The 18732-nt window shown below is 62.0% G+C and carries 20 protein-coding genes; 15 read left to right on the forward strand and 5 right to left on the reverse strand.

Annotated elements, in window-relative coordinates:
* Together A2J01_RS04315 and A2J01_RS04320 are read right to left on the reverse strand one after the other, a co-directional pair.
* The coding region (locus tag A2J01_RS04315; protein WP_156519153.1) for a Bcr/CflA family efflux MFS transporter at positions 1-734 on the reverse strand (734 nt) is incomplete at its 3' end.
* A 7-nt stretch (positions 735-741) separates the two neighbouring features.
* On the reverse strand, positions 742-1593 hold the full coding sequence (locus tag A2J01_RS04320) for an alpha/beta fold hydrolase (protein WP_007731641.1): 852 nt from the start codon (positions 1591-1593) through the stop codon (positions 742-744).
* 101 nt (positions 1594-1694) lie between these two features.
* On the opposite strand from A2J01_RS04320, the gene A2J01_RS04325 reads away from it, so the two are divergent.
* From A2J01_RS04325 to A2J01_RS04395, 15 genes are all read left to right on the forward strand, one after another.
* Positions 1695-2180, forward strand: coding sequence for an FAS1-like dehydratase domain-containing protein (locus A2J01_RS04325; protein WP_064112077.1), 486 nt, complete (start codon positions 1695-1697; stop codon positions 2178-2180).
* Positions 2177-2575, forward strand: coding sequence for a hypothetical protein (locus A2J01_RS04330; protein ID WP_021332874.1), 399 nt, complete (start codon positions 2177-2179; stop codon positions 2573-2575). Before A2J01_RS04325 ends, A2J01_RS04330 begins: the two co-directional genes overlap by 4 nt.
* An 81-nt stretch (positions 2576-2656) precedes the next feature.
* Positions 2657-3946 (forward strand): aromatic ring-hydroxylating oxygenase subunit alpha, encoded by a 1290-nt coding sequence (locus A2J01_RS04335; protein WP_064112080.1) that lies wholly within the window; start codon positions 2657-2659, stop codon positions 3944-3946.
* Positions 3947-4068: 122 nt separating this feature from the next.
* The gene (locus A2J01_RS04340; protein ID WP_064112083.1) at positions 4069-5412 is read left to right on the forward strand and encodes a M20 family metallopeptidase; all 1344 of its coding nucleotides are present in this window, start codon (positions 4069-4071) and stop codon (positions 5410-5412) included.
* A complete protein-coding gene (locus A2J01_RS04345; RefSeq protein ID WP_064112086.1) occupies positions 5412-6368 on the forward strand; it encodes a catechol 1,2-dioxygenase in 957 nt (318 codons plus the stop codon). Before A2J01_RS04340 ends, A2J01_RS04345 begins: the two co-directional genes overlap by 1 nt.
* A 30-nt stretch (positions 6369-6398) precedes the next feature.
* Positions 6399-7271, forward strand: a complete 873-nt coding sequence (locus A2J01_RS04350; RefSeq protein WP_064112089.1) for an alpha/beta fold hydrolase — start codon at positions 6399-6401, stop codon at positions 7269-7271.
* Positions 7272-7380: 109 nt separating this feature from the next.
* Positions 7381-8337 carry an NAD(P)-dependent oxidoreductase gene (locus tag A2J01_RS04355; protein WP_064112092.1) on the forward strand — a complete coding sequence of 319 codons (957 nt, stop codon included), beginning with the start codon at positions 7381-7383 and terminating at the stop codon, positions 8335-8337.
* 204 nt (positions 8338-8541) lie between these two features.
* Positions 8542-9525, forward strand: coding sequence for an ABC transporter substrate-binding protein (locus tag A2J01_RS04360; protein WP_007731624.1), 984 nt, complete (start codon positions 8542-8544; stop codon positions 9523-9525).
* A complete protein-coding gene (locus A2J01_RS04365; protein ID WP_007731623.1) occupies positions 9522-10385 on the forward strand; it encodes an ABC transporter ATP-binding protein in 864 nt (287 codons plus the stop codon). Before A2J01_RS04360 ends, A2J01_RS04365 begins: the two co-directional genes overlap by 4 nt.
* Positions 10382-11218, forward strand: a complete 837-nt coding sequence (locus A2J01_RS04370; protein ID WP_019746502.1) for an ABC transporter permease — start codon at positions 10382-10384, stop codon at positions 11216-11218. The genes A2J01_RS04365 and A2J01_RS04370 overlap by 4 nt, the downstream gene beginning before the upstream one ends.
* A gap of 13 nt (positions 11219-11231) precedes the next feature.
* Entirely contained in the window at positions 11232-12017 is a 786-nt protein-coding gene (locus tag A2J01_RS04375) for a class II aldolase/adducin family protein (RefSeq protein WP_054188628.1), read from the forward strand.
* Positions 12018-12167: 150 nt separating this feature from the next.
* Positions 12168-13178: an NAD(P)/FAD-dependent oxidoreductase gene (locus A2J01_RS04380; RefSeq protein WP_050655582.1), complete on the forward strand. Its 1011-nt coding sequence runs from the start codon at positions 12168-12170 to the stop codon at positions 13176-13178.
* 3 nt (positions 13179-13181) lie between these two features.
* Complete coding sequence (locus A2J01_RS04385) at positions 13182-13502, forward strand: DUF362 domain-containing protein (protein ID WP_007731605.1); 321 nt, start codon at positions 13182-13184, stop codon at positions 13500-13502.
* A complete protein-coding gene (locus A2J01_RS04390) occupies positions 13502-14326 on the forward strand; it encodes an alpha/beta fold hydrolase (RefSeq protein ID WP_064112099.1) in 825 nt (274 codons plus the stop codon). The genes A2J01_RS04385 and A2J01_RS04390 overlap by 1 nt, the downstream gene beginning before the upstream one ends.
* Before the next feature lie 167 nt (positions 14327-14493).
* The gene (locus A2J01_RS04395) at positions 14494-15396 is read left to right on the forward strand and encodes an IclR family transcriptional regulator (protein ID WP_007731601.1); all 903 of its coding nucleotides are present in this window, start codon (positions 14494-14496) and stop codon (positions 15394-15396) included.
* An 11-nt stretch (positions 15397-15407) separates the two neighbouring features.
* Here A2J01_RS04395 and A2J01_RS04400 read toward each other — a convergent pair whose 3' ends face one another.
* From A2J01_RS04400 to A2J01_RS04410, 3 genes are all read right to left on the reverse strand, one after another.
* Entirely contained in the window at positions 15408-16931 is a 1524-nt protein-coding gene (locus A2J01_RS04400) for an AMP-binding protein (protein ID WP_064112102.1), read from the reverse strand.
* 15 nt (positions 16932-16946) lie between these two features.
* Positions 16947-17894, reverse strand: coding sequence for a quinone oxidoreductase family protein (locus tag A2J01_RS04405; RefSeq protein WP_007731598.1), 948 nt, complete (start codon positions 17892-17894; stop codon positions 16947-16949).
* A gap of 50 nt (positions 17895-17944) precedes the next feature.
* On the reverse strand, positions 17945-18732 hold a 788-nt coding region (locus A2J01_RS04410; RefSeq protein WP_197494151.1), incomplete at its 5' end, for a CoA transferase.

The following is an 18732-nucleotide window of genomic DNA, read 5'->3' on the forward strand; positions in this document are numbered from 1 at the left end:
AACTGTTCCTGCATCACGTAGGACGACGCGGCGATGTACGACCACAAAACGCCGCGGCCGAGACCGCACACGAGCACCAACACCATGAAGTGGGCATCCTTGCCGAGCGCAATGTAGTTTCGCGCGATGGCGCCGATGCCCTTGCCCGACCGATTCTCGGGTGGAAGTGTTTCCGGCAGCGATACTGCCGCGAGTGCGATCATCGCGATGCCCAGGATGAAGAGAGTGAGAAAGACTCCGCGCCACTGTGTTACGGACATCAGTGCCCCGCCGATGGAGGGGGCCAGGATGGGCGCTACGCCCATGACCAACATCAGCCGCGAAAGTACAACTGCCGCATCGTGTCCGGTGAATAGATCACGAACGATTGCCATCGCGATCACGCCTGTCGCGGCGGCGCCGAAACCTTGAAGGGTTCGCAGCGCAGTGAGGACTTCGATGGACGGAGCAAAGAAGCAGGCCAACGACGCGCCGACGTGAATTACTGTGCCCACGAGCAGGGGACGTCGACGTCCGTAGATGTCGGACAGTGGGCCGATGAGCAACTGGCCGAAAGCCAGACCCAGCAGTGTGCCCGTCAGGGTCAGCTGAACCATCGTGTCCGACGTGCCGAATTCCTGCGTGATCTGTGGCAGCGCAGGAAGATACATGTCGACGGTGAACGGCCCGAGGGCGGTGAGAATTCCGAGAAGCAGTACCAATCGGATCCGTGCACCGCCCGTCGGGGCGATCACCGTTCGTTCAGTTGTGCTGTTGGTCAAGGAAACCCGAAACTACACTGTAGTAGTCGTATGGTCGTTCTTCCTGAAGATGATGCGACGCCTTGTCCATGATGTAGAGATGGCCATGGGGAATCATCCGCGCAAGCATGAGCGGGTAGTCCGGGGTGAGGAATGCGTCGTGCATGCCCCAGGCGAATAGCGTCGGCGCCTGGATCTGGCCGAGTTCAGCTGTGAGATCCTGCCAATCGCCACGAGGTGAGTCCGCCGAGGCAGCCAGGGCCATTTCTTCGGGGTCGAGACTTTGCTCGTATCGCATCTGGAGGGTTTCGGCGGGCAACTTCGATCCGTCGAACCATTCGAGACTGGTGATCAAGGTGCGGAGTTTTTCGAGGGTGGGGCCGGTGCCGCCGTAGTAGACGTCGCGGGCGTTGCGGCCACGACGGCCATCCTCGGGGAGCGGCGCGAGTGGACCGTAGAAGACGGGCATGCTGCCCGTGATCACCAGGGAGCGAACGCGTTCCGGGTACTTTGCCGCAAGATTGAGCGCTATGGTGCCGCCCCACGAGTTGCAGACGAAGTCTGCGCGTTCGATTCCGAGTTCGTCGAGCAGGGCAACCACCTTGGCGGCGTGGAAGTCCCACATTGGGCCGGCGATGGTGCACTTGTCGGACCGACCGTATTGCAGCAGATCAACGAGAATCGCTCGTCGATCCGAGGCGAAGAGCGGTGCCACCGGCCCGAAGTCGGACCACGCAGTGCAGCCGGGGCCGCCTCCGTGCAGGAAAATCGTGGGGTCGCCCTCGCCGAGGTCGTAGTAATGGAATGTGACGCCATCTGCTTTGGCGTACAAGCTCTTCGGTTGATCAGCCATGGCTATACCTGACCTCGAGGTGAGCGGTATGGGAAGTATCGCGGTCCGGCAGGCGAACCCGGTTCGTGGCTGTGAGACTTCCGAATGCCTAGCGTGCTGGCATGAGAACAGAACTCGAGCACGCGCGTGATCGCGCGGAGGCGATGATCGGTACGCGGGAAACGCGAGAGTTGGGAACGGTGCGTCCGGCGGAGTCGGTTGCGTTTGCGGTTGCCACCGCCGAGACGGACCCCCGGTTTCTCGACCCGGAGCACCCGGCATTTGCCGTCCATCCGATGTATCTGCCTTCGCTTTTGCGAGGACCGCAAGGTGGCTCCGATCGAGAGTACCGAGCAGACGGCATGTTCCGTGACGAAGTGCCGGGCACAGACGGTATCGACGTGCGCTTGATGGCCGGCGGGCAGAGTGTGACTTTCTTGCGACCGGCCCCGCTGGGTGAGTCTGTCGTCGTAGGGCGAGTACTCGATACCGTGACGACCAAGGGCCGGGCTCCGGACGAGTTTCTGCTGCTCTCGGTCACCAAGACTTACCGGGGTGCGCAGTCCGGCGCATTTGCCGAGGTCGTCGAGAAGTTCATCGTCCGATGACCGAAACAGTAGTCGTGGGCACGCCGATCGAATCGGTGACCTTGGTCTGCGATCCGGTTCGGATCCTTCGATTCGGGGCGTCGACGCACAATTCGCACCGTATTCACTACGACGCCTCCTATGCGCAGACGGAGGGGTTGTCCGCACCGGTGGTCATGGCCCAGTTGCAGGGCACGCTGTTCTTTCGTGCCGCGTCACACTTTGCAGGTGGATACGAAGGAGTTGTGTCCGTCTCCTGGCAGAATCGTGCGCCCGCGCCCGTCGGAACCACACTCGAGGTGTCGGGTGAAGTGTCCCAAATCGACAGTGACCAACTAACTTTGGCATTGCGGGAGCATTCGGACAATGGCGTGCTGTGTGCCGTCGGAACCGCTGTGGTGGTCCGGGTCTGCTGAGCGAACCGAATCCATTGCCGTAGACCGCAATCTCACCCAAGATCTGTTTCATTCAAACGTTCAGTGTCGAGAGGACTTCACATGACTGGTGTCGAGGCGTCGGAAGCCACGTTCGCGCTGCCCGAGCGGCCACGAGCGGCCGGTCGGCAGGATTGGACGGCATGGCCGGGTTACAACGCAGCCGGCAGCGGATACCGCGGTTACTGGTACCCGGTCACGTGGTCGAACCACATCACCAAAGACCCCAAGAGCTTCACCATCTGTGGTGAAAAGCTGGCGATCATCCGCGACGCAGGCAAGGCATATGCCCTGCACGATCGGTGCCCGCACCGCGGCGTTCCGTTGTCCGAGGGCGATCAGCAGTTCCCGGGAACTGTCAGCTGCCCGTACCACGGCTGGACGTACCGGCTCACTGACGGCAAGCTGGCCGCGGTCATCACCGACGGTCCGGATTCCAAGATCTGCGGCAAGCTGAACGTCCAGACCTATGCGATCGAGGAGCGACTCGGTCTGGTGTGGGTGTACATCCCGATCGCCAACGAGCCGGCGCCGTCCATCGACGACCAGTTGCCGCTTGAGCTGGTGGAGAACAAGGGTATCGTAGGTGGTCGGATTCAGCCCCGAGAAGGCAACTGGCGCTTCGCATGTGAGAACGGTTTCGACGAGGGACATGCGAAGTACCTGCACCGCACCGCATTGTGGCGTCTGTTCAAGCCGATGCCGACGTGGAACATCACGAGCATCGTTCCGGAGGGACGCTGGATCTACCGCGTGCAGGAAGAGGTGTACTGGGAGGCGGAATTCCCGGGCGTGGGAACCTGGACGAACAAGCGGTGGTGGAAGAAGAAGCCGGACGAGACCCAGATTTCGCAGATCGGAAACGTCGGCGCCGGTCTGGACGTCAATCCTGTGATCGCAGCTCAGAACTTCCCCGGTTTTGCTTCACTGTCCATGCCGGGTGTCCTGCGCATCGCGTACCCCAAGTTCATTCACTACGAGTTCTACGTCCCGGTGGACGAAGACAACCACAAGTACGTCGGCCTCATGGTCAACTTCGTCTCCGGCGCAGCAAAATTGGGCTTCTACGCCAAGTACCTCGGCGCGATCCGCTGGCTGTTCCACGGTCAGTTCTCGGGTCAGGATGCGTGGATGGTCGAGGTCACCGACGCACCGCCGGAGAAGCTGTACCGACCGGACGTGTCGCTGACGACGTGGCGAAATCTGGCAGAGGAAGAGTACGCCGAGAAGATCGCCGACGCGGCCAAGCACACCCCGAAGGCGCCGGTCAGGCCCACCCGAGAGCGCCGGACGCCAACGCCCCGCTCGGCCCCTGTCGCCGACGCTCAGATTCCCACCGGCACCAGCGAATAGGAGAGATACATGTTCAAGATTCTGACGGCTGTCGCTATCGGTGCCGCTGTTGCAGTGGCAGTTCCCAAGCTGTGGCAGCTGGCCGGCGAGCGCAGCAATACTCAGGTACATCAGGTCAATCCATGACCACTGCGAGGGCCGATGCTCTCGCAGGCCTAGGCGACGAGCGCCGGGAATGGGTCGAGCGAGCCTACGCCCATGTCGATCGTGCGCGATTGCGGGATCTCGCCACTTCGGTGGTCAACATTCCCAGTCCGACGGGTGACGAAGCACCGCTGGCCCGCCACATCACGACGGTCCTGGCAGCGTCGGGCATCGAGGCCCACACAATGGATCTCGATGATCGGCAAGCGAACTCGTGGGGAAGGCTCCGCGGTGACGGGTCCGGACCGGACCTGTTGCTGTATGCGCCGATCGACACCGTCACGACCGGCGATCCGGCGGAAGACCTGCCGTGGGTGGGAAATGAGCTGCGAGCGGATCTGACGCCGCACGCCCAGTTCGACGAGAACTACGTGATCGGATTGGGTGCGTCGAACCCCAAAGGCCACGCCGTCTGCATTGTCGCGGCGGCCGAAGCAATTGCCGCAGCCGGTATTCCACTCCGCGGTGACCTGGTGCTCGGATTCGGCGCCGGTGGTATGCCGACCAATGCCCGCCCCGGTGTCGGAAACCCCCGACGCAACACCGGCCAGGGCGTCGGCTGCTCGTTCCTCCTGGAACAGGGAGTGTGGGCGGACTGCGCGTTGATCGCCAAGCCCGGCTGGACGGTTTCCTGGGAAGAAGTGGGACTGGCCTGGTTCGAGATCACGGTGCACGGTCTGCACACCTACGTCGGCTCGCGCCACCGGTTGCCGTACCGCAACGCGATTACCGCAGCCGGCGAGGTGGTAGCCAAGTTGGAGGAATGGTTCCCGAAGTACTCGGCGGCGCATCAGGACGGTTTGGTTGCGCCTCAGGGGATCGTTGCCAACATCCGCGGCGGGTGGGAGCGAACAGCGTCGTTCACCCCCGAGCAGGTGCGCCTTACCGTTGATCTACGGCTCAGCCCGCGGACGACGCCCACCGCGGCCAAGCGCGAACTCAAAGCCGTGGTTGCGGAGATCGCACAATCGCTGGATCTGCAGATCGACGTCGAACAGGTTCTTGCCATCCCCGGTGAGGGTTCCGACCCTCGAATGTGGTTGCGCCGCGCCGCAGTCCACGCGTGGGAAGCTGCCGAAGGAGAGCCGCATCAGGACTTCTTCGACGCGAGTGGAGCCACCGACGCAAACATCCTGCGCAGCCGCGGCATCCCGACGATTCGGGTGGGTATGCCCAAGGTGGTCGACGCACCGTTCGAGGTGGACTTCGCGATGGGGATGAACACTGTGGACCTGGCTGCGGCGGAGAGATTTACGAAGTATCTGATCCGAGTGGCCCTCGACACCGTCACCCGCTCGCTCGAGGAAGTAGGAATCGACTGATGGCGAAGATAGTTCTGGGTATCGGTGCCTCCCACAGCACCTTGATGAACACCCATTGGGAAGAGACGACGCACAAGGCGGAGGCCGAACGCTTCCGGGACGCGCTGTATCTGAGCCGGGAGAAGATCGCGGCGTCGAAACCCGATGTTGTCTTGATTCTCGGCTCCAACCACTTTCGCGGTTTCTGGCTGGATCTGATTCCGGCGTTCACTCTCGGCGTCGGAGAGTGCATTTCCAGTGGCGAGTCAGGAACACCCAAGGGGCCGCAACGGGTCGACGTGGAGTTCGCCAGGCACCTTGCAAACGAGCTGATCGAAGGTGGCCGGTTCGATCTTGCCTACTCGGCGCGATTGCAGATCGATCATGGTCAGTCTCACGCGATTCAGTACCTTCTCGACGGAATCGATGTTCCGATAGTTCCGTTGGTGGTCAACGTATTCGCGCCGCCCCTCCCGACGCTCAAGCGATGTGAGGAAGTGGCGAAGGCCCTGCGGGATGCCGTTGCGTCGTATCCGGCGGATACCCGGGTCGTGGTGATCGCGTCCGGTGGATTGTCTCATCGTCTGCCCTGGCCGGACTGGCGGGATCCGCACGGTGAGGACGAGGATTTCATGGTTCAAGCCTGGCTGGACGGCCGGGAGAACTGGTCCGACTACGACGTCCGGCGACGCCAGATCATCCGCGCAGCCGATGCCGCGATCACTCCGGAGTTCGATGACCGAATTCTTGATCTGTTTGCCAGCGGCAAGGCAAGTGAGCTTGCCGAGTTCACGACGCAGCAGATCGAAGACGAGGCGGGCAACGGTGCGCAGGAGTTGCGGACCTGGCTCATGATGGCCGCGATGCTCGACTACGTTCCGGGTGAACGCCTTGCCTACGAAGCGATTCCCGAGTGGCTCACCGGTATGGGTGTCACGATTCTCGATCCAGCTGGAACAGACAGCGCAACAACATAATCTGCACCTTCAGTAAAGGAAGTTTCTCTGATGACAATCTGGAACGAACTTGCCGGGCTCGATTTCGAGTTGACGACCGTCGACGCCGGCGGTGTGCCCACGCGCTCTCTGCAGGCAGGATCCGGTGACGAGGCCGTGATCTTCCTGCACGGCACCAGCGGACACCTCGAGGCATTTGCACGCAATATTGCACCGCACGCCGAGTCTTACCGGGTTCACGCGATCGACATGCTCGGCCATGGTTACACCGGCAAGCCTGACTACCCGTACGAGATTCCGCGCTACGTCGAGCATTTGGTGAACTACCTCGACGCGGTCGGACTGGACCGTGTGCACTTGGTGGGTGAAAGCCTCGGTGGTTGGGTCGCTGCCTACCTGGCCAGCGAGCAGCCCGAACGTGTTCTGTCGCTGCAGTTGCTGGCAGCAGGCGGAACAGTCGCGAACCCGATAGTCATGGAGCGCATCAAGACGTCGACCGCGAAGGCCGTCCAGAGTGACGACATCGAATTGACCCGCGCACGTATGCAGTTGCTCATGCATGATCCCGCCGATGCAACCGAGGAATTGGTTCAGGCTCGTCACCGGATCTACCATCAGCCTGACTTTGTCGCCAACATCCACAACCTCCTTTCCTTGCAGGAGATGGAGGTTCGCCAGCGGAACCTGCTGCGCCCGGATCGAATGGCACTCATCAAGGCGCCGACTCTTGTGGTCTGGGGTCAGGAAAATCCGTTCGGTGATGTTCCGGAAGCGAAGAAGATGGCCGAGGATATTCCGGGCGCTCAGCTCGAACTCTACTCGGAGTGCGGTCACTGGCCGCAGCACGAGCAGGCAGCGAAGTACAACCCGCTGAGCCTCGAGTTCTTGGCAAAGGCATCAGCCAGCGCGAAGGCAGCTATCTGAGAAGTACCTGCCAAATATGCTGCTGCGTAATGGAGCCGGTCTCTCGATTGGGAGGCCGGCTTCCGCGTTTTCGAAGGTACAGTCATCGTCTTACAGCGAAGGAGTTCTCGTGAAGAAAGTACTTCTGCTGACGGCCGACGCCGACAACGGACTCGGTACCGCAATCCGTGACGCCGTCAGGGGTGAGGCGGAGGTAGTTCGATTACCTGAGCGCACCACGGGGGCGCTCCGTGCGGAGTTGCCGACATGCGACGTCGTGGTGGGGGACTGGAGTGGTGATCTGCCACTGGGCAAGGAGGAAGCAGAGCTCGGCCGGAATGTGCTCCTCGTCCAACAGCCTGGTGCCGGAACCAATTTCATCGATGCCGAAGCCTGGCGCGCCGCCGGAGTTCCGGTGGCGAATACTCCCGGTGCAAACGCGAACTCGGTTGCGGAGTGGGCAGTACTCGCGGCAGGTGTGTTGTGCCGCTCCATGTTCTGGGCGCACAACGAGGTTACCGATGGTCGATGGCCACAGGAATCCATCCTGACGCGCGATTGCCGCGATCTGGCGCAGCGCCGGGTCGGCGTCGTAGGTGTTGGTTCGATCGGCCGCCGGTGTGCAGAATTGTTTGCCGCCTTCGGTTGCGACGTCTACGTCACCGCGCGTTCGAGACCGCGTGACACTGTGGCTGCGACGTTTGTGTCACTCGACGAGTTACTGTCTCTCGCGGATGTCCTGGTGCTGGCCGTCCCGCTTACGGAATCAACTCGGGGACTGATCAATTCCCATCGAGTTGCGCAGTTGCCCACCGGAGCGATCGTGGTCAATGTGGCGCGCGGCGCTGTCGTCGACGACGCGGCATTGGCGCGTGCCTTGCGTTCCAGGCATGTCGGCGGCGCTGCCCTCGATGTGTTCGACGTTGAACCACTACCGATTTCGAGCCCGCTCCGTGGATTCGATTCGACCCTCCTGAGCCCGCACGTCGCCGGCGGCAGCGCCGGAGCGCGTGCGTCGATCTATTCGATGACGGCGCAGAATGTCGCCAGTGCGCTGCGCTCGCAGACAATTCGGTGGACATTGTGATTCGGTGGACATTGTGATCGAGGGCCGTGTTACCGAAGTATTTCGGTCCGCACGTTCCTCCAGGTGCAGTGTTTCGCCGAGGTAAGTTCCTGTCCCCGGTCCGCACGGTGGACCCGGTTGGTTCTCGGGTGTAGGTACACACAGCTAGGTTTGCTCTCCACGACCCGCAACTGCGGCACAGATCACAAACAAAGGTGTGAGTAGATGGCCTCGCTGTCAAAGTTTGGAAGGACTGCTCTTGTTTCGGCTGCGCTGCTGCTGACCGTTGCAACCGGCGCATGCAGCCGCCCGGCGACGCAAAGCACAGCTGATTCTGCCGGAAGTGGACCACTGCGTATCGCAGTCGGAATCGATGCTTCCTACGCTCCGTTCTTCGTAGCGGATCAGGAAGGCATGTTCGACGCTGCCGGTTTGGACGTCGAACTCGTCCAGTTCGGTCGTGGTGGCGAGGCCGTCGACGCACTCTCGACCGGGCAGGTCCAGATCGCCGGTAGCTCCGATACGACAACGATCGCCCAGTTGCGTCAGAATCCGTCGTTGCGCGCGATGTACTCGTACGAGGCGTCGGGTGACTACATCAAGGTCGTGCTGCGTAACGGTGTCGACTCACCGGCTGCGATCAAGAAGATGGGCATCGTCCCGGGTCTCAGCCAGATTTCGACGGACAAGTACCTCGCTGCCAATTCCATTGCCCCCGGTTCGGTCGAGATGATCTCGGCGACCCCGACGGACATGCCCGCACTGCTCAGTCGCGGCGACATCGACGGGTTTGTCCTGTGGGAGCCGTGGCCGGCCACCGCCCTGGATCAGGGAACCGGCCACGTGGTGGCAGTAACCGGAGACTACGGCTGGTTCTATCATCATTGGGCGATCACGACGGCTCCGTGGTTGTCGGCCAACGAAGAGACAGCGCGAACCGTCGCGAAGGTGCTCGACGAGGCAACGCGCAAGGTCGAGTCGGATCCGGGCGTGGCAGCGTCCGCGACCAAGGCGGCTGTGAACGTCAGCGAGGATCAGACTATTGCCGCGGTGGACGAGATCGACTTCGCCGTGGTGAATCTCGAAGCTGCGGATGTCGAGTCGGCTCAGTCGATCGTAGATTTCTACAAGTCGATCGGTGTTCTCAGCGACCAGCCGGATCTCGAATCGGCAATGCTTCTGGATTGGTACAAGGATGGTGCACAGTGAGTATCGCAACAAGTGGTTCAACGACCAGCTCGACGAATAGCGCGGGGACAGCCGGCCCCGGCAAGAAGAACACCGGTGTTGCCATCGACGTGGTCGACCTCGGAATCAGCTTCGGCGCGGCGGAGATCGTCGCCGGAATCGACATGCACGTGCAGCCAGGTGAATTCGTCTGTCTGCTCGGTCCGAGTGGCTGCGGCAAGTCGACGCTGCTGTCGTCCATGGCCGGCTTCGTGGAACCCAGCGCCGGCGAGATCGTGTGCGACGGAGATGTCGTCGCCGGCAGTAACCGCCACGCCGGCATGGTGTTTCAGAGCTCCGAAGCGTTGTTCGAATGGATGACCGTGAGCCAGAACGTGGCCTACGGCCCCAGGATGCGTGGAGCGAACCGCAGCGAGCAAGCGAGTATCGCGGCCGAGTACCTCGCGATGGTCGGCTTGCCCCACGCGGGTGCGAAGTTCCCCTCGCAGCTGTCCGGCGGTATGCGGCAACGTGTTCAGATCGCACGAGTTCTTGCCAACCAGCCGTCGTTGGTTCTCATGGACGAGCCGTTCGGTGCGTTGGACGCTCAGACTCGTCAGGTTCTGCAGACCGAACTCGACCGTATCTGGCGGCACACCCGCTGCACCGTGGTATTCGTGACTCACGATATCGACGAGGCACTGACGTTGGCTGACCGTGTGATCGTGATGTCGGCCGGCCCGCGGGCCCGGATCAAGAGCGTCTACGAGGTCAATGCGGCTCGTCCGCGAGACCGCAACGATCCCGAGGTGATCGAGCTCTACGAGAAGCTGCGGGACGACATTCGGGCAGAAGTGGTTGCGTCGCTGCGGAACCAAGGCATTGAGGAGGACGAGCTGTGACGGCTGTAGTGACCGGTGGTTCAGCCGGTGTGAGAACAGCGAAGGTGGCGGAGACAAAAAAGCGTTCGTCGGCGCGGCGATCCAAGATTGTCAAAGCGACGCTGATGTATGCAGCCTCAGCGGCAATCGGTTTGGGCATCTGGTCGTTCCTGGCGTGGTGGTACGGGCCGACCACCATTGCATCACCGGCCGAAGTATGGTCGGCGGCACAGGAACTGTGGGAGAGCGGCGTTCTGTGGTCGTCGATCACCGCATCGGGTCAGCGAATTCTCATCGGCTGGTTCCTGGGTGTCGTGATCGGTGCTCCCGTCGGAATTCTGATGGGCCGCATTTCCATCGTGCGACAGCTCCTCGATCCGTACATCGAGTTCTTCCGGTTCATTCCGCCTATTGCGTTTGTCACTCTCGCCGTCGTCTGGTTCGGCATCGGTGAGACGTCGAAGGTTGTTCTGATCTTCTACACCTCGGTATTCATCGTCACGGTCAGCACGATTGCCGCGACTGTAGCGATCAGCGAGAACAAACTGCAGGCAGCGGCAAATCTTGGTGCCAACAAACTTCAGATCATGAAGACGGTGGTCTTGCCGTCGTCGATCCCCGGCATCGTCACGGGCGCTCGCCTGGCGATGGGCAACAGCTTCCTCACCATCGTGTCGGCGGAGATCGTCGCCGCCGACCAGGGTATCGGTTCGATGATCTGGCAGGCTCGAAACTACGGCCGGATCGACTGGACGTTCGTCGGCATCATCGTCCTGGGCATCATGGGCTTCATCTTCGACCGGATTCTCCGCATTCTGTCCTCGCGGTACCTCGCCCGTTACGGCGTCAAATAGTCAGGAGCGCAGCATGAATCACCCGCTGAGCATTGCCGAGCAGGCCGGAATTCCGGGACCGCCCGAGTTCACCGATATCGAGAGTGAGCGGCGTCGTCGCAAGACCGCTGTCATCGGCGGGTATCGGATTTTGTCGAAATTCGGTTTGGACGAGGGAATCTCGGGACATATCACCGCCCGAGACCCAGAAGATCCGGAGACTTTCTGGACTGCGCCGTTCGGGCGGCACTTCTCCCAGGTTCAGCCGGAGGAATTGCTGCATGTGGCGTCGGACGGCGCGGTCATTTCCGGAGACGGACCGCTCAACCGAGCAGCGTTTGTCATCCACAGCAAGGTTCACGAGGCTCGTCCCGACGTCATCGGAGCTGTTCACGCTCACGGGTTGAACGGTAAGGCGTTCTCCTCGCTGCACACCCGCCTCACGCCGATCACTCAGGACGCGTGCGCCTTTCACGAGGATCACTCGATCTACGAGGAGTATCACGGGGTGGCGCTGGACGAAGAGGAGGGGATTCGCATCGCGGATGCCCTCGGATCGAACAAGGCCGTGATCCTCACCAACCACGGTCATCTGACCGTCGGAACTTCCGTGGAGAGCGCAGTGTGGTGGTATGTGTCGATGGAGCGGTCGATGCAGGCGGAGTTGACGGCGCGAGCCGCCGGTGATCCGGTTGTCCTGCACGAGAAGATCGCGGCGCAGACCTACGAAGCAGTCGGCACCGAGAAGGTGGGGTGGTTTGCGTACTCGACCATCATCCAGAAGATCGCAGCAGACGAACCCGAGGTATTCGCGCACTGAATTCTTCGCGCACTGAATTCCTGCGAGCATTGGGCCCGTCGACCGAGAGGTCGGCGGGCCCTTTTCGTGTTGTCCCGCAACTGTTACCGAGGTCTGTTGAGCGGACCGGTTTCATTTGCGTGAGTCCGTCGGCGCAATACCGTATCGAGTGTGAACAAAACGTCTTCCACGGCGACCGACAACGAGATCGGCGTCGATATTCTGATCATTGGTGCCGGCCCCGCCGGGCTGTACGGCGCGTACTACGCAGGCTTCCGCGGCCTCTCGGTTGCCGTGATCGATGCCCTTGCGGAACCGGGGGGACAGGTCAGTGCGATGTACCCGGAGAAGGCGATCCTCGACATCGCGGGATTCCCTTCGGTCAAGGGACGCAACCTCATCGAGGGTTTGATGGCGCAGGCTGCCCCGTTCGATCCGGTGTACCTTCTGGGCATGCAGGCTCGTGAGCTGTCGCATGACGACGACGGCCGGGTGCGGATCACCACCAGCACGGGCCAGGTCGTGGTGGCCGGCGCGGTTGTCATCACCGGCGGCATCGGAACCTTCACCCCGCGTCCGTTGGCGAAGGGTTCGGAGTTCATGGATCGGGGGCTGAGTTACTTCGTCCCGGATTTGTCGGCGCACACCGGGAAAGACGTTGTCATCGTCGGTGGCGGCGACAGCGCGTTCGACTGGGCCGTTCACCTGGAACCGATTGCCAAGTCCGTCACCCTGGTTCACCGGCGAGATCGTTTCCGCGCGCACAAATCCACAGTCGCCAAGGTGCAGGAAAGCAGTGTCCAGGTTCTCGTCAACGCCGATGTCTCGGCGGTACGTGGAAACGGGTGGATCGGCGAGGTCGACATCACCCACAAACAAGACAAGAGCACGTCCACGCTGCCCGCTCAATCCGTCATCGCTGCATTGGGATTCACGGCCGACCTCGGTCCGATGATGGAGTGGGGAATCGAGATCGACAATCGCCACATCGCGGTGAACACACGGATGGAGACGAATGTTCCGCGTGTGTATGCCGCCGGGGACATCACGGACTATCCCGGCAAGGTCCGCTTGATCGCCGTCGGTTTCGGCGAGGCCGCGACTGCGGTGAACAACGCTGCGGCAGTGCTGGATCCGGAAGCAGAAATCTTCCCTGGACACTCCACCGAACAGGAGAGCTAGGCAATGGCATTTGTCATCGGTGAAGCATGCATCGACTACACGGACCGATCGTGCATGGAAGAATGCCCCGTGGATTGCATCTACGAGGGTGATCGCAAGCTCTACATCAACCCGAACGAATGCATCGATTGCGGCGCTTGCGAATTGGCCTGCCCGGTGGAGGCGATCACCGTCGACCGGAAAGCAGACCCGGATTTCAAGGAAGACAACAAGCGCTTCTTCCTCGAGGTCTTGCCTACCCGTAGCGAGCCCGTCGGAAATCCGGGTGGTTCGGCAAAGATCGACATCGTCGGCGTCGATACCCCGATGGTTGCGGCGTTCTGATGGCTGGCGGCCTGCAACTCGGATACGTTGATTCGTCTTTCGGGCAATTGCATTACGCGCAGCAAGGTTCGGGTGAGGCGATTCTCCTGCTTCATCAGGCGCCCCGGTCGTGGGACGAGTTCCGCGAGTTCATTCCACTCCTTGCCGATGACTTCCGCGTTGTCGCGATGGACATGCCGGGGTACGGCAACAGTGCTCCGGTGCCCGGCCCGCAGACCATCGAGACCTATGCGCGAGGCGCGTGGGAATTGCTCGACACCCTGGGCGTCGATCGAGTCACGGTCATCGGTCACCACACCGGTGCGGCAGTGGCGCTCGAGATGGCGGCATCACGCCCCGAGAGGGTGCACGCTGCCGTGCTCTCGTCGTGCCCGTGGACCGACCGCAACTACCGCGAGGGGCACTCGGGACCCGGTGGGATCGACTGCGTCGACCGGGCCGCAGACGGTAGCCATCTCACCAGGCTGTGGGAGATGCGTCGCCCCTACTACCCCGAACCAGGCACCGCACTGCTCGACAGGTTCATCCGAGACGCGCTTGCCTACCGGGTAGATCCGGCGGAGGGGCACAAAGCCTGCGCCCGCTACGTCATGGAGGCGAGAGTCGGTTCGGTGACTGCGCCGGTTTTGCTGATCTGCGCGCAGAAGGATCCCTTCTCGATGCCTAACATTGCGCCGTTGCGTGCACACCTGACGGGTGCGGCAGTGGTGGAAACGGAGATCGTCGAATCGGGGACCGTCGCACTCGTCGAGGAGCACGCTCCGCAGATTGCATCCGTCGTCCGCATGTTTCTGGAGAATTACGCAGGTAGGCGCCCCGTGTAAACTCTGCGGGACGGGTTCACTGAGCGGACCGTGTGGCGTGCGTCTCATCGTGTCGTCACCATAGTGTCAGTCTCGAAGCACCTGCACCTAACGAGGACCCCGACCGATCTCGGTCGTTGTGGCACTCGGTCTCGGCAGGCTGTCACAGATCGTTCAGGAGGACACTCATGGCCGCTCCACAACAATCCGTCGGGTTCGGATCCGTACTACCCATCGCGTCGGAAACGACCGCTGCATCGCAGCCTGCAGGTGAACTGTCCTCGGTCCTGGGCAAGGCTCGAATGATCTTGGACGCTTTCGACACCGACCACAGTGACCTGTCTCTGACGGAGCTCACCCGGCGCAGTGGGGTCGCGAAAGCGACGGTTCACCGGTTGGCCGGCGAGCTGGTCGAGTGGGGATTGCTCGAGCGCGCGGGTACCAAGTACCGGCTCGGCCTGCGATTGTTCGAGCTGGGCCAATTGGTGCCGCGTCAGCGGATTCTGCGCGACGCGGCGCTGCCGTACATGGAGGACCTACTACTGGCGACGCAGGAGACGGTTCACTTTGCGGTTCGTGACGGCATCGACGTCCTCTACATCGAGAAGATCATCGGACACCGCGGGCTCAATCAGCAGTCGCGGGTGGCCGGTCGGCTCCCGCTGTACTGCACCGCCACCGGCAAGATCATCCTTGCCTTCTCCCCGCAATCGGTCTTCGACGAGGTAGTCGAGCAGGGTTTCACCGCCTTGACCAGTCGAACGACGATGTCCGTCAGCGTGCTGCGCCAGCAAACCGAGCGGATGCGTAAGGAACAACTCGCGGTGGAGGTCGAGGAGACACGGCTCGGGTACATGAGCGTCGCAGTGCCGGTGTTCAGCGGCCCGCGCACTCTGGCCGGCGCGTTGTCTGTGACAGCGCCGACGGCTCGCCTCAACGTCAGCCGCATCACCGGGGCCCTGCGCACTGCCGGCGCCGGAATCACCCGAAAACTTCATGCCATGAAGTGCACACATTCGCCGAGCGACCCGCTGGCTCTGCGCACGATCTGCAGTCCGGTGATGTGTTCGTTCAACGGTTGCGGCAAGTAGCGAGGCGCGGTCTATCGCCGGGCGCGGAACACGCTCTTCTCGCAGTCCCAGGTGTGTGGGCCGACGCCCCTCTCACGTAGCACTGCTTTCTGTACCTTGCCGGTTTCGGTGAGTGGCAACGTGTCCACGACGTCGATGTACCGGGGAAGTGCAAAGTACGGCAGCTGTTGCTGGGAGAACTCCAGAATCGAAATGGGGTCGAAAGATACTCCGGGGCGCAGTATTACAGTTGCCATGACGTCGTCCTCGGCCAGATCCGACGGTACCGGGAAGCCGGCAACCTGACCGACCGACGGATGCAACGCCAGAACGGTTTCCACTTCGGCCCCGGAAATATTTTCACCGCGGCGCCGAATCACGTCTTTGATGCGATCGACAAATCGGAACCAGCCGTCTGCTTCCCGAATCACCCTGTCACCGGTCTGTATCCAACTCTCCGTCGCCGGAATCTCCTCGCCCAGATAGCCCAGTGAACAGGCGCCGGGGATCGTGCTGCGGACCACCAGTTCGCCGGGCTCCCCGTCTGCGGCCGCAGTACCGTCGTTGACGACTGCGGCGTCGTAGCCACTCATCACCCGCCCCATGTACCCGGCCCGCCGATCTCCCGGAAGTGTGCCGATCACGAGATTGGTTTCGGTACTTCCGAATCCGTCCACGAGTTCTACACCGAATCTCTGGGCAAACGGTTCGATCAGATGAGCCGGCGTTGCGGGGGCAAGTGCCACGTGGACGCTGTGCTGTCGGTCTTGCGGCGATGGGTCCGCGTTCATCAACATGGCCACCATCGCACCCAGCAGGTAGTCGACAGTTGCGCCGATCTCGCGAACTTCGCGCCAATGATTGCGGACCGAAAAGCGTTGTCCCAGGAAAAAAGTAGACCCGGCCCAAAGGGACTGAACAAAGGCATTGAGAGCATTGGTGTGAAACAGCGGCAGGCAGTTGTACAGCACATCGTCCCCGGTGAGCCCGAGTGAGGCGCCGACGCCTTTGCCCCACTGCAGGAACTGCGCGTGCGGGCATCGGACGCCTCGGGGCAGACCGGTGGTGCCGGAGGTGAAGAGTATCGCGGCCAGGTCGAGCGGATCGAGGGTCTCGGGCTCACAGCCCGGATGCGAACCGGCAGTGGGGACGCACTGTTCACCCATGACCCACACGGTGCCGTCGAATCCGGCTACAGCGCCTGAGTATTCGGGTGAAACCAGGATCCGTTGTACACCAGCCTGTTCGAGTGCGCCGGCAACACTGTCGGCTCGGAGGGCCGTATTGAGTGGGACGACAACCGCACCGATCCACGCGCATCCGAGAACAAGGTCTGCCAGTTCGATCCTGTTGCCGGACAGTGCCGCCACGCGCTCCCCACGGCCGACACCGTGATTACGGAGATCCGCCCCCATCGACGCTGCACGATCCCGCAATTCGCGGTAGGTGACCGTGATCCCGTCGACGACGAGCGCCGGGTGCTCCGGACGCTCCAAAGCTCGCCTCCGGATCAAATCCGGAAGCGAGCGCGGAATGGCATGTGCGTCGTGGGGCATGGGTAATTGTATCCCTCAGGGTACGACGACGGCCCGGCCGGCAACCTTGCCCTCACCCATCAACTGCAGTGCCGTTGCGATGTCATCCAGCGGAAACTCCTGCACTGCAACGGAAATCTTGCCTTCGATGAGCAGCCGGATCATTTCAGGTGCCAGTTCGGCTTGCCGGGCAGTCTTGCGAATCATGTTGACGGGCAGGATCCGGACATCGCTGAGCAACCAGTTCGGCAAGTCCAGGGTGAGGCTCTTACCCAAGGTATATCCGATCAGGGCAGCCCGGCCACCGGGGACAACACTCGCCAGAAGGTGCGGCAAGCCGTCGCCGCCAAGCGTGTCGATCACGGCGTCGACGGAAGGCTCGGATCCCACCACTCCGGCAAGTTCGTCGCCTTGCCCGACGACGGGACGCACACCCTCCGGAAGCAAGGCAGCCTGATCTTCGCGCGGTACAACACCGATTACCTCGGACGCTCCGGCAAGCAGAGCGAACTGTGCTGCCATCGATCCGACAGCGCCGGATGCTCCGGCGACAACAACTCGTTCGCCGGGAGCGACGGCTGCAATGTCGTTGACGGCAACATAGCCGGTTGTGCTGGGCAGGAAGAAGGTTGCGGCGACGGCCGGCGACAGTGCGGGATCAAAGGGTGTGAACGCCTTGTCTGCCGCTACCAGATACTCAGCCCAGCAACCGTTCTTGAACAGGCCGACTCCGCCGCCTCGGACCAGAAGGCGGGTGCCAGGCTCATAGGTGTCGGATTCGATTACCGTCGCCGCTCCGTCTGTTCCACCGATATGTGGCAGGTTCGGCTTGACTCCGAAGTTTCCGCTCGCGACGGTGATGTCGAGATGGCCGAGCGCGGCAGCGTCGATGCGCACGAGCGTCTGACCGGATTCACGTGTGGGAATGTCGATGTCGTCGATGACCGGTGAAGTGCCGAACTGATGGAGTCGGGCCGCGCGCATTGTGTCTCCTAGTAGCGATCTGTGAATGGATGTACTGAATATGAGTGCGGTCAGGACAGGATCGACTGGTCGCGAAGTCCGGCGATCAGTTCGTCGCTGTATCCGAGCACCGACTCGAGGACGTCGTCGGTGTCCGCGCCCAGCACCGGCGCAGCGCGTCGGATCGAGCCGGGTTCGGAGTTCCGGCGAACGGGGATGCCTTCGTGGAGGAATGTTCCGGCGAGGGGATGTTCCTGTGCCGAATAGAAACTGCGTGCCCGAAGATGTGGATCGCTCTCGACCAGGTCGCGTCCGTCCTGGACGGTGCCGGCCGCGATACCCGCCGATTGCAAGCGTTCCATGACGGTTTCGGGTGACAGAGTCCTGGTCCAGTCGGCGATGGCGTCGTCGATACGTTCGTGATCGGCTTGGCGGCTTTCTGCACTCGCGAAGTCAGGATTGCCGATCCATTTCTCTGCTTCGATGATGCGGCACAATGCATTCCATTCCGTGGTATCGCGAACGGCAATCGAGCACCACCGGTCGCTGCCGAGGCACGGGTACACGCCGTGTGGTGCCAGTTCGTGATGGCTGTTGCCGATCGGATCGGGGGACTGTGACCGGGCGGCTCGGAGAACGCTGGTACCCATGTGCGCTGCCATGGCTTCGAGTTGTGACAGGTCTACGTGCTGTCCCCGGCCGGTCCGGTCGCGGTAGTCGAGGGCTGCCAGCATCGCGACGCCGGCTTGCAGTCCGGCGACGATGTCGCCATGGCCGTAGATGACTCCGACAACGTCATCGGCGTTCCAGCCGGTCAGTGCGGTCAAACCGGTACTTGCCGAAACGATGTCGGCATACG

The organism is Rhodococcus sp. EPR-134, assembly GCF_001647205.1.
Taxonomy (GTDB): Bacteria; Actinomycetota; Actinomycetes; order Mycobacteriales; family Mycobacteriaceae; genus Rhodococcus_F; species Rhodococcus_F qingshengii.

Bases quoted from the DNA above. Each gene is read 5' to 3' on its own strand.
- A2J01_RS04340 (WP_064112083.1), top strand. From the start codon at position 4,069: ATGACCACTGCGAGGGCCGATGCTCTCGCAGGCCTAGGCGACGAGCGC.
- A2J01_RS04330 (WP_021332874.1), top strand. From the start codon at position 2,177: ATGACCGAAACAGTAGTCGTGGGCACGCCGATCGAATCGGTGACCTTG.
- A2J01_RS04400 (WP_064112102.1), bottom strand. From the start codon at position 16,931: ATGCCCCACGACGCACATGCCATTCCGCGCTCGCTTCCGGATTTGATC.
- A2J01_RS04395 (WP_007731601.1), top strand. From the start codon at position 14,494: ATGGCCGCTCCACAACAATCCGTCGGGTTCGGATCCGTACTACCCATC.
- A2J01_RS04375 (WP_054188628.1), top strand. From the start codon at position 11,232: ATGAATCACCCGCTGAGCATTGCCGAGCAGGCCGGAATTCCGGGACCG.
- A2J01_RS04405 (WP_007731598.1), bottom strand. From the start codon at position 17,894: ATGCGCGCGGCCCGACTCCATCAGTTCGGCACTTCACCGGTCATCGAC.
- A2J01_RS04350 (WP_064112089.1), top strand. From the start codon at position 6,399: ATGACAATCTGGAACGAACTTGCCGGGCTCGATTTCGAGTTGACGACC.
- A2J01_RS04360 (WP_007731624.1), top strand. From the start codon at position 8,542: ATGGCCTCGCTGTCAAAGTTTGGAAGGACTGCTCTTGTTTCGGCTGCG.
- A2J01_RS04345 (WP_064112086.1), top strand. From the start codon at position 5,412: ATGGCGAAGATAGTTCTGGGTATCGGTGCCTCCCACAGCACCTTGATG.
- A2J01_RS04325 (WP_064112077.1), top strand. From the start codon at position 1,695: ATGAGAACAGAACTCGAGCACGCGCGTGATCGCGCGGAGGCGATGATC.
- A2J01_RS04385 (WP_007731605.1), top strand. From the start codon at position 13,182: ATGGCATTTGTCATCGGTGAAGCATGCATCGACTACACGGACCGATCG.
- A2J01_RS04335 (WP_064112080.1), top strand. From the start codon at position 2,657: ATGACTGGTGTCGAGGCGTCGGAAGCCACGTTCGCGCTGCCCGAGCGG.
- A2J01_RS04390 (WP_064112099.1), top strand. From the start codon at position 13,502: ATGGCTGGCGGCCTGCAACTCGGATACGTTGATTCGTCTTTCGGGCAA.
- A2J01_RS04320 (WP_007731641.1), bottom strand. From the start codon at position 1,593: ATGGCTGATCAACCGAAGAGCTTGTACGCCAAAGCAGATGGCGTCACA.